Source organism: Parabacteroides provencensis (assembly GCF_900232875.1).
Classification (GTDB): domain Bacteria; phylum Bacteroidota; class Bacteroidia; order Bacteroidales; family Tannerellaceae; genus Parabacteroides; species Parabacteroides chinchillae.
Genome location: NZ_LT960490.1, coordinates 299,951 through 313,466, shown reverse-complemented (window position 1 = coordinate 313,466; position 13,516 = coordinate 299,951). Strand labels below are relative to the sequence as shown.

Annotated in this window: 12 protein-coding genes and 1 pseudogene; 10 read left to right on the top strand and 3 right to left on the bottom strand. The window is 38.1% G+C overall.

Features of this window, described 5'->3' with window-relative positions:
• Position 1: 1 nt before the first annotated feature.
• From CTY47_RS12600 to CTY47_RS12575, 8 genes and pseudogenes are all read left to right on the top strand, one after another.
• Positions 2-649, top strand: coding sequence for a hypothetical protein (locus tag CTY47_RS12600; RefSeq protein ID WP_099465135.1), 648 nt, complete (start codon positions 2-4; stop codon positions 647-649).
• 5 nt (positions 650-654) lie between these two features.
• Positions 655-1,104: a hypothetical protein gene (locus CTY47_RS16805; RefSeq protein WP_143813387.1), complete on the top strand. Its 450-nt coding sequence runs from the start codon at positions 655-657 to the stop codon at positions 1,102-1,104.
• A gap of 9 nt (positions 1,105-1,113) precedes the next feature.
• Positions 1,114-1,290 (top strand): hypothetical protein, encoded by a 177-nt coding sequence (locus tag CTY47_RS16935; RefSeq protein WP_394340718.1) that lies wholly within the window; start codon positions 1,114-1,116, stop codon positions 1,288-1,290.
• A 212-nt stretch (positions 1,291-1,502) separates the two neighbouring features.
• Positions 1,503-1,634, top strand: a pseudogene (locus CTY47_RS12595) (aspartate carbamoyltransferase); the annotation flags it as partial.
• A gap of 6 nt (positions 1,635-1,640) precedes the next feature.
• Positions 1,641-2,561, top strand: a complete 921-nt coding sequence (gene pyrB, locus CTY47_RS12590) for an aspartate carbamoyltransferase (protein ID WP_099465134.1) — start codon at positions 1,641-1,643, stop codon at positions 2,559-2,561.
• A 6-nt stretch (positions 2,562-2,567) separates the two neighbouring features.
• Positions 2,568-3,032 carry an aspartate carbamoyltransferase regulatory subunit gene (gene pyrI / locus CTY47_RS12585; RefSeq protein ID WP_099465133.1) on the top strand — a complete coding sequence of 155 codons (465 nt, stop codon included), beginning with the start codon at positions 2,568-2,570 and terminating at the stop codon, positions 3,030-3,032.
• On the top strand, positions 3,029-3,595 hold the full coding sequence (locus CTY47_RS12580) for a flavin reductase family protein (protein WP_099465132.1): 567 nt from the start codon (positions 3,029-3,031) through the stop codon (positions 3,593-3,595). The genes pyrI and CTY47_RS12580 overlap by 4 nt, the downstream gene beginning before the upstream one ends.
• Positions 3,596-3,599: 4 nt before the next feature.
• Positions 3,600-4,328, top strand: a complete 729-nt coding sequence (locus tag CTY47_RS12575) for a porin family protein (protein WP_099465131.1) — start codon at positions 3,600-3,602, stop codon at positions 4,326-4,328.
• 1 nt (position 4,329) lies between these two features.
• Here CTY47_RS12575 and CTY47_RS12570 read toward each other — a convergent pair whose 3' ends face one another.
• The 3 genes from CTY47_RS12570 to CTY47_RS12560 all read right to left on the bottom strand — a co-directional run bounded on the left by CTY47_RS12570 (position 4,330) and on the right by CTY47_RS12560 (position 9,394).
• A complete protein-coding gene (locus CTY47_RS12570) occupies positions 4,330-7,236 on the bottom strand; it encodes a PD-(D/E)XK nuclease family protein (protein WP_099465130.1) in 2,907 nt (968 codons plus the stop codon).
• Between the two features lie 377 nt (positions 7,237-7,613).
• Positions 7,614-8,771 carry a molecular chaperone DnaJ gene (dnaJ, locus tag CTY47_RS12565; protein ID WP_099465129.1) on the bottom strand — a complete coding sequence of 386 codons (1,158 nt, stop codon included), beginning with the start codon at positions 8,769-8,771 and terminating at the stop codon, positions 7,614-7,616.
• A gap of 29 nt (positions 8,772-8,800) precedes the next feature.
• On the bottom strand, positions 8,801-9,394 hold the full coding sequence (locus CTY47_RS12560) for a nucleotide exchange factor GrpE (RefSeq protein WP_099465128.1): 594 nt from the start codon (positions 9,392-9,394) through the stop codon (positions 8,801-8,803).
• Between the two features lie 206 nt (positions 9,395-9,600).
• Between CTY47_RS12560 and CTY47_RS12555 the strand changes: the two genes are divergently transcribed.
• Together CTY47_RS12555 and CTY47_RS12550 are read left to right on the top strand one after the other, a co-directional pair.
• Entirely contained in the window at positions 9,601-11,025 is a 1,425-nt protein-coding gene (locus CTY47_RS12555; RefSeq protein WP_099465127.1) for a DUF4136 domain-containing protein, read from the top strand.
• Between the two features lie 14 nt (positions 11,026-11,039).
• The gene (locus CTY47_RS12550) at positions 11,040-13,508 is read left to right on the top strand and encodes an endonuclease MutS2 (RefSeq protein WP_099465126.1); all 2,469 of its coding nucleotides are present in this window, start codon (positions 11,040-11,042) and stop codon (positions 13,506-13,508) included.
• Positions 13,509-13,516 lie beyond the last annotated feature (8 nt).

Genomic DNA, 13,516 nt, shown 5'->3' with positions numbered 1-13,516 from the left:
GATGAGAAATGTATTATTATGGATAGCGATCATTATCCCTATCTTGTCTAGCTGCAAATCAAAAGAAGAAAAAGCGGCTGAAATTATAAAAAATGAGATGTTCAAGACATTGTATGATTATGAAAGTTATCAGCCAATCGAAACAACAGTTGATAGTGCTTTCTATTCTCCATACACAGACTCTACAATTTTAAGTCATGGATATATCATAAAAGAACTTCTCAGTGAGGCAAATAAATACCTTGAAGAAACAAAAGAGGCACAAAGTTCTATGGAAATATGGAGTGACTCTTATTCATCATATGGTCTTTCAAAATACTATGACGCCAAAGAAAAAATGAATTCAGCTTTAGAAAAAGCCAATTTATATATGAAATATATTGATACAGAAGGAGATTCGATAAGATTATTAGCAAAAGATATTAAACCCGATTTTTATGGATGGAAAAGCACGCATAAATTTCGTTGTAAAACTAAAGGCGGAAATTCTACAATAGGAAACTACATATATATTTTTGACAAAAAGATAAAACATATCATGTATAAAGAAGACACAGAAGACGAAGATTTAATTAAGGTAAAAAGTCTCATAAAAGAATGCTTAGAAAAAGAAGTGACTTCCAATGATACAGAACAAACTAAATTATAAATGATATGAAGAAACTATTAATACTATTATTTTCCATACTAATATTCAGTAGTTGTACAACCAATTACTTTTTATGTGAAACCGCATGTCCTGTAAAATTATATACATCCCCAAATACTCACTCAGCTTATATAGAAGTGCCTGTTGGCAAGAATTTAATTTCAACAGGGAAATATAAAAAGTACAGAAAAGCAAAATACGGCAACAGAAAAGGATATGTATATAAAACAAAATTCCGATCAGAAAAGAAAATTCGTTATTTATCTGATTGGGAATTTGACTCTGAAACATCTACATATAAATATTCACGTTCTAATTATACGCTTAGTAATTCATCAAAATATAATTATAAGTCTACATCAACAGGTGGTACTGTCCATGTAAAAGGGTATTATCGGAAAAATGGTACTTATGTTAAGCCACATACAAGAAGAGCACCTTCTAGGAGAAGATAATAAACTAATATAGCTATTGACGCTTCATCTGATTCTGGATACAATATGCTAGCTTCACAATTTCTTGAAGAAGCTAAAAAAGAAGGTGTATCAGGGCTAAAAGGAGTATTAATCGTCGATATAAAAAACTCGAAGTTTGAACAAGGAGCTGTTGTTGGCAAAAGAATAGGGAAAGCTTATGAATAACCAGAAACAATCACAGCTATTCTTAATTCGTAGCAATAAAATCCCGGCATATTTTTTTAGTCATGCCGTGCGACAGCGTATAGAAAAAACTATCTTTGCCAAACGAGAAACGTTATATCTATGAATAAACGACTAACTTTTTTACAAATATTTTACAGAATTCAATTCATAAATATATAAATATTAGATAATAAACATATTACAGCATATAAATGAAAAGTAAAAGTTTAGTTTCTATCGATCAATGTTCTAAAGAGGACATTCTTCGTATACTGGATAATGCCAGGAAGTTTGAGGAAAATCCGAATCGTAAGTTGCTGGAAGGAAAAGTAGCAGCAACTCTGTNATAAATGAAAAGTAAAAGTTTAGTTTCTATCGATCAATGTTCTAAAGAGGACATTCTTCGTATACTGGATAATGCCAGGAAGTTTGAGGAAAATCCGAATCGTAAGTTGCTGGAAGGAAAAGTAGCAGCAACTCTGTTCTTCGAACCCTCTACACGTACACGATTGAGCTTTGAAACAGCAGTAAACCGTCTCGGAGGACGCGTAATCGGATTCCAGGATGCCTCTACTACCAGTTCGTCCAAAGGAGAGACATTAAAAGATACCATCCTGATGGTAAGCAATTACGTAGACCTTATCATCATGAGACATCATTTGGAAGGAGCAGCACGTTATGCATCGGAAGTAACAAACATCCCGATTATCAATGCCGGAGACGGAGCCAATCAACATCCGTCACAAACAATGCTGGATCTATATTCCATCCTTAAAACACAAGGTCGTCTGGATAATCTGACCATCACAATGGTAGGCGACCTGAAGTATGGACGAACCGTGCATTCTTTGATTGTAGGAATGTCCCATTTCAATCCTACCTTCCATTTCATCGCTCCAAAAGAGCTTAAAATGCCGGATGAACAAAAGAATTTCTGTGACAAACACGGCATTAAGTATTATGAACATACGGACTTCACGGAAGAGATAATCAACCAGACTGATATTTTATATATGACGCGTGTACAACGCGAACGTTTTACCGATTTGGAAGAATATGAACGCGTAAAGAATGTGTATATCTTACGTAACGACATGCTGAAAAACAGTCGCGAAAATCTTCGCATACTCCACCCTCTTCCCCGGGTAAACGAAATAGCTTATGACGTAGACGATAATCCGAAAGCTTATTATATCCAGCAAGCACGCAACGGTTTATTTGCACGTCAGGCTATCATTTGTGAAGTACTTAATATTCCAATCGAAAATTAATTAGCTATGTCAACAGAAAAGAAAAGAGAATTGCTGGTTGCCGCACTTGAAAACGGCACGGCCATAGATCATATTCCTCCCAGCCAGCTTTTTAAAGTGGCATCACTTCTGGGATTGGAAAAAATGAACAATACAATCACAATCGGAAATAATTTTCACAGCAGCAAAATGGGATGTAAAGGCGTAATAAAAATCGCCAATAAATTCTTTGAAGAGGATGAAATTAACCGTATTGCCCTGATTGCTCCTAATGTTATATTAAACATTATCCGCGATTATGAGGTTGTAGAAAAGAAGACTGTTACTCTTCCCGACGAACTGGTTGGGTTAGTGAAATGTAACAATCCGAAATGTATCACCAATAATGAGCCGATGCTTTCACGTTTCAGCGTTATTGACAAAGAAAAAGGTACCATCAAATGCCGTTATTGCGAACGTAAGATTAACAAAGAAGACATTATAATCAAATGAAACACGATTGGAAACCGGGAACAATGATTTATCCGTTACCTGCCGTAATGGTAAGTTGCGGAAATAATCCATCCGAATACAATATTATAACCGTATCATGGGTTGGCACAATTTGTACCAACCCTCCGATGTGTTATATATCCGTTCGTCCGGAAAGATATTCATACCCTATCCTGAAAAAGAATATGGAATTTGTAATCAATCTGACGACTCGGGATCTGGCGTACGCAACCGACTGGTGTGGCGTAAACTCAGGAAAAGACCATCACAAATTTGAAGAAATGAATCTTACTCCGGGAAAAGCTTCTATTGTAAACGCACCCATTATAGAAGAATCGCCTTTGTGTATAGAATGTAGGGTGAAAGAGGTGGTTGCTTTAGGTAGCCACGACATGTTTATTGCCGATGTAGTAAATGTGCTGGCAGATGATAAATACCTGGACCCCGAAACCAAAGCTTTTAATTTACAAATGGCTGACATATTAGCTTATTCACACGGAAAATATTATGAGTTAGGTGATTTTGTGGGTAAATTCGGTTGGTCTGTACAAAAGAAAAAATAGGGCTATGAAAAAAATCTACCTTCTGTTTGCTTTTTTCCTGCTTTGTTTGTCGGGTAAAGCCGAAAATCTTTTATACCTGAAAGATAAAGCTTTTAACTTTGGCGGCAAAGTAGGATTCAATGCTACGTTTCCGATTGTCAACTCTCTTTCTGTATATGGTGTTGAAGCTACGGATATACGTGTAGAATATAAGGTAGGATATATAGCAGCCGTTTTTTGCCGTGTCAACATTGAACGCTTTTTCTTACAGCCCAGTCTTGCCTGGCACCGTTCGGAAGGCGAAATCCACTTTAATATTCCTGAAGAAGATATAACAAATGGAGTACCGGACATTAACGTTATTGATCCGAAAAATGACCTGAATATGAAAACCAGCTCCCTGGAACTTCCCATTTTGGTAGGATATAATTTTGTAAAAGAAGGTCCTTACGGACTAAGTTTAATGCTAGGTCCAAAACTCAAATACAACTATAAAGTGGCTTACACATCCAATTTTGCCAATGCATCGCCACATGAATATATTAGTGACAGTACTCCTTTCGGCATCAATCTCTCAGCCGGACTGGGAGTAAGCATCGGACGGCTTTTCTTTGACTTTGCTTACGAGTTTGGTCTGAATGAGGTAGAATCGGACTTTAAAGACAAAGACCCTATAGCTCCTTCCGAAAAGAACAACATCCGGATAGACAAACGCACCAATGTTATGAGTTTCTCATTAGGTTTCCTTTTCTGATTTATTTCCCGCAGATTCCTTTAAATGGGCAATATATACATGCTTTCTCTATAGGAGTTTGACTAAATGGTACTTTAGGATCAAACATTTCATCCAGGCAATCATACAATCCTTTCTCAAAAGTTCTGATATATTCAACAAAATCATTCACCGGAAGTTTTTCACGTCCCGAACGGGAATAGACAGAAGGGGCAAACGCCGGAGTAAAAAGCGTACGCATATAATAAATGCCTGGCTTAACCAACATACCTTTTCTATCTTTGGCATGGCTATACATCCAAGCATACATAAACACCTGCATGATTGCTTTAGGACGTTCCTTTTCCGTTTTATCAAAAAGACTCTCCATACTGCCGAAAGCAGAAAGCCCCGAACCTGTTTTATAATCGATAATACGAACCGTATCACCCACCTGATCGATCCGGTCAATAAATCCTTTTAAGCGAATTTCTTTCTTGCATTTCGGAAGCATAATCTGGTGATTAATCTTTTTCTCTGATTCCAAATACAAGAAAGGCGTTAGCTTACCGTCCTGTTCCAATATCTTTTCCGCATATTTACGAATCATTTCTCCAATTAGAAAGTTTTGTCCCGTAAGCGGACGAATTACATCAGTCTTAAAGAATTCTTCAGCAAAGGCACGGGCAATAACACCAGTCAACATTACAGTGTCTTTCCGTATCAACTTTAATAAATCGGCTGTCACCATTTTACCACAGAAAGGCTGGTATAACTCTTCCATCACTTTATGCAGAATACGGCCGAACATACTGCTTTCAATAGTTTCATTCACTTCCTCTTCCTCTTCCACGCCTTCAATCACTGAAAAATAAAATTTAAGAGGACAATCTAAATATGTATTAATAGTACTGGCAGAAATAGCCTTATTACCTCCAAAACAGAACGCATCCAATTGCTTCATCACTTCCTCATTTTTCTTTACTTCCAGAGGCGGAGTTTTAGAAGAGGATACGTTATACACTACAATTTTTTGAGCCAACGGCATCTCATAATGATAGCGCAACTGATGGACAAAACGGCTTACCTCTCCAGTCTGCAAACCATTACTTCGTGTATCATACAAAAGACTCACACGGCTGGCTCTATAAATAAGACGATAAAAATGGTAAGCCCAAACACTATCTTGGTGTTCATAAGTAGGCAATCCAAAACCACGTCTGAGATTATAAGGAATAAACGAATTAGCCGCCTTACGGAGTGGAAAACCCCCCTCATTCATAGAAAGGATAATCAGACGGTCGAAATCCAAGGCACGTGTTTCCAGCACTCCCATAATCTGCAGGCCCGAAAGCGGTTCACCCTGAAAAGGAATAGTTATCATATCCGTCATCCGCTTCAAAAGACGGAAATAAGTATCAATTTTCATATTTATGCCAGCTTCCAACATAACTTCTTTCATGCGGTTGACTGTGGTAAAATAATGAAACAGGAACTCTTGCTCTATATCGGCAGACCGTTGGCAACTAATTTCGTTTTCACCATCTTCATTTTCCTCCTTCGGATTAATCATCTTATTAAGTTCCTGAAGTACCCGGATTAAGTAATCTGAAAACTCATATACACCAGTAACCGGAATAAATAAGATATTTAATAAATGTGTTTTATTCAGTTCCTCTTGATAAATATATATCTTATTATTTTCAGTAATATCTTTTACCAAAACAGTTATTATATCCGGGTTTATTGTGGTTACATAACGATGATTCAAAACAGGCAGCACATCCCTAAAATAAAATGCAGGTCGTCCGTCTACATACCGTACGTTCTTTTGTAAAGCCAGAATATATTCCATTAGAGAAGCCACTGGAGTTCCTGCTAACGGATAACCCATTGTTACATTAATACGGCGTATTTGTTCAGGAATAGCATTCAACACAGGGATCAACAAATTTTCGTCCGGTAAGATTATCGCAGTTCGCAATGCTTCTTCTGCACTCAACTCCTGCTGCTTGCATAAATCCTCCAATAATGAATAAACTTGTTTGGCCTGGCCTATACCGGAAGGTATGCCTATCACTTCTATAGCTGTTGACCCCGAAGAGTTATTGTCTGTCCGTTTATCCTCATCAACTGCCAATTGAGAAGGAAAGTTTTTCAAATTCCGCTCAACAAAATAGGAAGCCTTATTATCAGGATCTGTTACCTTATCGGAAGCATAATCCCAATAAAAATCGGCAATACCCATTTTTTGCAACTGCAACAAAAAATGCTCTTCAGCTACCGACAATGCATTCAGACCGATAAAAACAACTTTATCATAAGGTAAGTCATAGGCTTGTCCTTTTTCCAACTGTTCCACAACTTCACGGAATATCATGCCTTCATAGCCTTTTCCTTCAGCATCCAATGTTTTCCGTAATTCTGCATATAGCCCATAAAGGATTTGCCAAACGGCCAGAAAACTCTGTTGATTGGGAGTATCACTTTTGGGATAAAATGAAGACCAGAAGGTTCGTATGGCAGCAATCTGTTCTTCACTCAAAAAAGAAAAACCATCTTCTATTTCTTTCAGATCGGTCAGGTTAGTAAAAAGCATGCGGGCATCAGCCATATATTTATCTATATCATCAAAATCGTTCAGTAACATTTCGCCCCAATAAAAAAATTCATCAAACGTTTCAGTAGAGCCACTCTGCTTAATATATATATCATATAAAGTAAAAAGCATATCAATACGATCGGCAGACTGCTTACCGCTTAACTGAACAAATAAATCATTGATTGTAAGAATAGTTGGTGAGAACAACGGCTTTTCAGCCACTTCAGAAAGATACTTCTGAAAAAAGAGTCCTGCACGACGATTTGGAAATACAAATGCTAAACGGCTCACATCCGCCCCACATTCTTGATAGAAAAGTTCCGCTATCTGATATAAGAATGGTTTCATACTTTTACTGGGTTCAAAAAAAATTCCTTCCGAATGAAAATATAAATTCTCTCGAAAGGAACTGGTATTTCTTCCGAAAGGGATATTTTTATCGGCTATACAAACGTACGCAAATATTTCCTATTTCAGAAAGCTCATATAAAAGAAAAGGTCATCCTCACGGACAACCAATCTCATTGTTAACCTTAAATCTAATACCATGAAAAACACAGTGCAAAGATATGAATTTTATGCTGTACAACACTAATATTTATTTGGATTTCTCGTCAATTTAACTTGATTTAACTACTTTGTGTTATAAAACATATTTTCAATCATAAAAAAACAGCTTGCAGATTTCTGCAAGCTGTCCTCCATACCATATTATCAAATAAACATTAATCAAATAAATTTCTAAACCGGCTGAATATTTTTTCTTTCATGGATTTATTCGGTTGGAAATTAGGAGAATTCTCCAATCCCGTCAACATATCTTTTTCGGAAGACGACAAAGATTCCGGAATATACACACTCACATTCACCAACAAATCACCTGTGCCATAGCTATTAACAGAAGGCAATCCTTTATTACGCAGACGAAGCACTTTACCTGGTTGCGTACCCGGTTCAATTTTAACCTTTGCTTTGCCATCAATTGTAGGCACTTCAACCGTTCCTCCCAAAGCAGCCTGAGGAACACTTAACAACAGATTGTATAGCAAATCATTTTCGTCACGAATCAGTTCAGGATGCTCTTCCTCTTCTATAAGAATCAACAAATCGCCATTAATACCCCCATGACGTGCCGCATTTCCTTTTCCATTCATGGAAAGCTGCATACCTTCAGCAACACCTGCCGGAATGTTTATAGTAATGACCTCTTCATCACGTACAATACCTTCACCATTACACTCAGGGCATTTCTTAGTAATTACCTTACCTTCTCCACCACATGTAGGACATGTAGATTGTGTTTGCATTTGTCCCAAAATTGTATTGGCTATACGCGTTACGACCCCACTGCCCTTACATGTTGAACATGTAGTTGAGCCATCGTCACCGTCTGCTCCATTGCCATGACATTTACTACAAGAAACGTATTTCTTGACCTTAATTTTTTTCTCAACGCCGTTGGCTATTTCCTTCAAATTCAACTTCACTTTTACACGCAAATCCGAGCCACGATTTACGCGTCGTCCGCCGCGTGTGTTTCCTCCAAAGCCACTAAATCCGCCAAAACCGCCAAAATGACCACCAAAGATATCGCCAAACTGAGAGAATATATCTTCCATTGACATACCGCCACCAAAGCCACCTCCTTGTGAAGCACCTCCTACCCCGGCATGACCAAACTGATCGTAACGTTGACGTTTCTGAGGATCACTCAATACATCATAGGCTTCTGCTGCTTCTTTAAAATTTTCTTCCGCCTGCTTGTCCCCCGGATTCTTATCGGGATGGAACTGTATAGCCTTCTTGCGGTATGCTTTCTTTATTTCTTCTGCCGACGCATTTTTATCAATGCCCAACACTTCATAATAATCTCTTTTAGCCATCTTAGTATTTGTTATTTGCTTCTTTTTGCTTATTCACCTACTACGACCTTTGCATGACGAATCACTTTGTCGTTCAATGTATATCCTGTTTGTACACAATCCAACACTTTACCTTTCATTTCAGTGTCAGGGGCAGGAATAGTAGCGATAGCTTCGAACATTTCCGTATCAAAAGGTTTTCCAACAGCTTCTATTGCTTTTACACCTTGTTGCGACAAATATGACACAAATTTATTATAAATCAGTTCAACACCATCCACAATAGCCTTTATGTCATTCGCCTCTTCTGACTTATGGATATTTTGCAGTGCGCGTTCAAAATCATCAATTACAGGAAGAAGCTCTATTATGGCCTTTTCACCTCCATTTTTTATAAGTTCCGATTTTTCACGCAAAGTACGTTTACGATAATTGTCAAACTCAGCCATCAAACGCAAATGCGAGTCATTTAACTCATCATATTTTCTTTTTAGCGCATTCAATTCATCCGACACTTTGGCAGAAGCGTCAGTTTCTTCTGTCGCATTTGTCTGTTCATCCTGCAAATTTGTCGCATCCTCATTTGCCATCTGTTCATTTTTCGGAGAAGTTTCTTTCTTCCCGTTAGGATTCATCTTGCTCATAATTTATTTTATTTTTTTATTACTATCTAATTGTAAGCAATATACACCATTATACACCTACTTTTTCAAAGCATGCAGATAATGCCGTCCATACTGTCTTTCACCAGAATAGCATCAAATATATTGCCAACTATTCTATATAAGAAAAAATCTTTACCTTTGCATATATTTAGGCTTAAAATAAAAACATAAGAATTTTAGATATTATGAAGAGAGCGATTCTGTCAGCATTGTTGTTATTTGCTTTTCTTATAGGTTTTGCACAAAACCGTAACGGAGTAGTTTGTCGTTTAGGTTTCACATACGATATAAGTACAAACAATAACTGGGGAAAAGGAAAGCCGGTTATTAAAAGTGTTATTCCATACACGCCTGCCGAACAAGCCGGCATTAGTCAAAGCGATATCATAGAAGAAATTGACGGAATTCGTGTTATTGACCTTTCGGCAAACGAAATCAGCCAATTACTTAATCCTGCCGAAAAGAACGACGTAGTGTTAACAATCAGTAATCTTTCTACGCCATTCAAGCAAGCTATCGTAAAAAAAGAATGTAAAAAAAGTAATTCTATAACAGAAGATCAATTGGCTTCGGCTTTTGCCATGTATAGTCTGGAAACAACCAGCGACCGTGAATTTACATGTCCTTTCAAAACGATTGTGACTCCAGATTCTGTGGACTTCGCCAGGTTTAAAACTTTTGCATTCGCTCCGATTGATCAGAACAACCGTAAATTAGAAACGGCAATCAATGAATCTATCGAAAAAGAATTTATAAAAAAAGGCATGACTCTCGATAATAAGCAACCGGACATGCTGATACAAACATTCTATTTCTTTGATAAAAACCCAAATTACAAAGGAGCAAACAAAGTATTAGTAAACAAGGAACCTACTTACCGTTATAATTATTCACTCAACAAAATGGAAAAATTTCCATTTCTGAATGGTTCTGCAAATGAATCCGAAGCCGAATATTTGCTGCAATTCGGATTCCGCCTGATAGACCAGAAAGACATCCCCGGGCGTGTATTATGGGAATGTGAAGCAAACGAACTACTGGAAGATTCCTATCGATTGGATACATATGCCCAAGTTCATGTACCTTTAATGTGCATGCAATATCCATACATAAAATATACCCGCAATGTAAAATTCGGTGTCAATAATAAATCATATAATTATACAGGTATCAGTTATGATATAGATCGCCTGGAATTGATCAGTGATGTAAACCGCAATTCTCCCGCTTATGCAGCCGGACTTCGTCCGAAAGACATAATTGAGAAAATAGGCCGTAACAAAATGGATCATTCTGCAGAAGAATTTTCTTCCGCATATAAAAAATTCATAACGAACACGATGCCATTTCGTGATCCAAAAACTCGGTTTACTGATGCAAACGGTTTCACGCGTTGTATGCTATGGGATACATTCAAATATCCGCAAATAGCAGATGAAATACAGAACCCCAACTATCTGGGAGCATTCTCTTATTTATACAATTTTGCACCTTATATTAATCCGTCAGGGCTCAACACCTGCACGTTTTATATAAAACGAGGTAAAACCAAACTGGAAGTTATTATCCGTCCTACCATCCGAACAGAATCGACGGTAGAGATTAAATAAATGAATTCAAACACGTGATATATCCACAAAATTTTGAACAGAAGACAGGGTTTGATAAAATCCGTCACTTAATTACAGATAAATGCCTTAGCCCGCTTGGTGAAGAGCGGGTTGCCGAAATGGAATTCTCGACAAATTACAAGACCGTAACCGAACGATTACAACAAACTGAGGAGTTTCTCAAAATCATAAACGGTGAAGATGAATTTCCAGCCAATTATTTCTTTGACGTACGCCACTCTTTAAAACGGATACGTCCGGAAGGAACTTGGCTGGACGAAAAAGAATTGTTTGATCTTAAACGATCTTTGCAGACAATCAATGATATTGTCAGTTTTTTCCGCCCCACAAACGACGAAGAGATAAAATATCCGGCACTTACAGAGTTAGCCGGTGATATTTTAGTTTTTCCTCAACTGATAGGAAAAATAGACACAATATTAGATAAGTTCGGAAAAGTAAAAGACAATGCATCTCCCACACTGGCTCAAATACGCAAAGACATCACTTCAACAATGAGTGGTATCTCACGAAGCTTGCAATCCATACTTCGCTCCGCACAATCAGAAGGGGTTGTAGATAAAGATGTAACTCCCACCATGCGGGATGGCCGCCTGATGATTCCTGTAGCTCCAGCTTTTAAGCGAAAAATAAAAGGAATTGTGCATGACGAATCAGCCAGTGGAAAAACAGTCTTTATCGAACCGGAAGTAGTTGTAGAAGCCAATAACCGTATCAGGGAACTGGAAGGAGATGAAAAACGGGAAATCATCCGTATTCTAACGGAGTTTACCAATACAGTCCGTCCGATAGCACCAGACATATTACAATCTTACGAATTTCTGGCAGAAATAGACTTCATCCGCGCAAAAGCACTCTTTGCCAACCAGATAAACGCAATCAAGCCTATTTTAGAAGATAAGCAACAACTTGATTGGGCTCAGGCAAAACATCCTTTGCTCTATTTATCACTGCAGAAACAAGGGAAACAAGTCGTTCCTCTGGATATTTACCTGGATGAAATAAAGCGTATTTTAATTATATCCGGACCGAATGCAGGAGGCAAATCAGTCTGCCTGAAAACCGTAGGTTTATTACAGTACATGCTACAATGCGGATTGCTGATTCCGATACATGAAAGTTCGCGAACCGGAATCTTCTCACATATTTTTATTGATATAGGTGATGAACAAAGTATTGAAAATGATTTGAGTACTTACAGTTCCCACCTTACAAACATGAAATATTTCGTAAAGAATTGCAACGAAAAGACAATCATTCTGATTGATGAATTTGGCAGCGGAACGGAACCTCAGATCGGTGGAGCAATTGCAGAATCCCTGTTAGACCGTTTCAACCGTAACAAAAGCTTCGGAGTAATTACGACCCACTATCAAAATCTGAAACATTTTGCAGAAGATACGGAAGGTGTTGTAAATGGGGCCATGTTGTATGACCGTCACATGATGCAACCTTTATTTAAACTTTCCATTGGCAATCCGGGAAGCTCGTTCGCTATCGAAATTGCCAGAAAGATAGGGCTACCGGAAAACGTCATAGCCGATGCTTCCGAAAAAGTAGGATCAGACTATATCGACATGGATAAATATTTGCAAGATATTGTCCGTGACAAACGATACTGGGAAAGCAAACGGCAAAATATACGTCAGCGGGAGAAAAAGCTGGAAGAAATAACTGCCCGTTACGAACAAGACCTGGAAGCTGTAAACAAACAGCGGAAAGAAATCATGCGAGAGGCAAAAACCGCTGCCGAACGTATTCTTTCCGAGGCTAATGCAAGAATTGAAAATACAATTCGCGAAATAAAAGAAGCACAAGCCGAAAAGGAACAGACAAAGCTGGCACGAAAAGCTTTGGAAGAATTTAAAACCTCTATACAAACTACCGAAGAAGAGGACGGGAAGATAGCCCGCAAAATGGCTAAACTTCAAGAGCGCAATGAACGAAAAAAACAAAAGCAAAAAACGACAAGCCAACCTGCATTTAATAAAGACATAATAGAAGTTGGCGACAATGTTCGTTTAAAAGGGCAAGTATCGGCTGGAACTGTTATGGAATTACAAGGCAAACAAGCAGTTGTGGCCTTCGGCATGATAAAAAGCACTGTAAAGCTAGAACAACTGGAAAAAGTAAGCAAAGGACAAATCAAGCGTGAAATCCAGAAAAGCACCTTTGTCAGCAACCAGACGTCCGACCATATGCACGAAAAGAAATTGAACTTTAAGCAGGAAATAGATGTTCGAGGTATGAGGGGGGATGAAGCTTTGCAAACAGTAACGTATTTCATTGACGATGCTATTCAGGTTGGCGTCGGCCGTGTCCGTATCCTGCATGGAACAGGAACCGGAATATTACGGCAATTAATACGGGACTATTTGCGTACAGTACCCGGAGTGCACCATTTCCAGGATGAGCATGTGCAATTCGGCGGAGCCGGTATTACCGTAGTAGAACTAGAATAAAAGCAGAT

Bases quoted from the DNA above. Each gene is read 5' to 3' on its own strand.
- CTY47_RS12560 (WP_099465128.1), bottom strand. From the start codon at position 9,394: ATGAGCAAGATGAATCCTAACGGGAAGAAAGAAACTTCTCCGAAAAAT.
- CTY47_RS12575 (WP_099465131.1), top strand. From the start codon at position 3,600: ATGAAAAAAATCTACCTTCTGTTTGCTTTTTTCCTGCTTTGTTTGTCG.
- CTY47_RS12555 (WP_099465127.1), top strand. From the start codon at position 9,601: ATGAAGAGAGCGATTCTGTCAGCATTGTTGTTATTTGCTTTTCTTATA.
- CTY47_RS16805 (WP_143813387.1), top strand. From the start codon at position 655: ATGAAGAAACTATTAATACTATTATTTTCCATACTAATATTCAGTAGT.
- pyrI (WP_099465133.1), top strand. From the start codon at position 2,568: ATGTCAACAGAAAAGAAAAGAGAATTGCTGGTTGCCGCACTTGAAAAC.
- CTY47_RS12600 (WP_099465135.1), top strand. From the start codon at position 2: ATGAGAAATGTATTATTATGGATAGCGATCATTATCCCTATCTTGTCT.
- CTY47_RS12570 (WP_099465130.1), bottom strand. From the start codon at position 7,236: ATGAAACCATTCTTATATCAGATAGCGGAACTTTTCTATCAAGAATGT.
- CTY47_RS12580 (WP_099465132.1), top strand. From the start codon at position 3,029: ATGAAACACGATTGGAAACCGGGAACAATGATTTATCCGTTACCTGCC.
- dnaJ (WP_099465129.1), bottom strand. From the start codon at position 8,771: ATGGCTAAAAGAGATTATTATGAAGTGTTGGGCATTGATAAAAATGCG.
- pyrB (WP_099465134.1), top strand. From the start codon at position 1,641: ATGAAAAGTAAAAGTTTAGTTTCTATCGATCAATGTTCTAAAGAGGAC.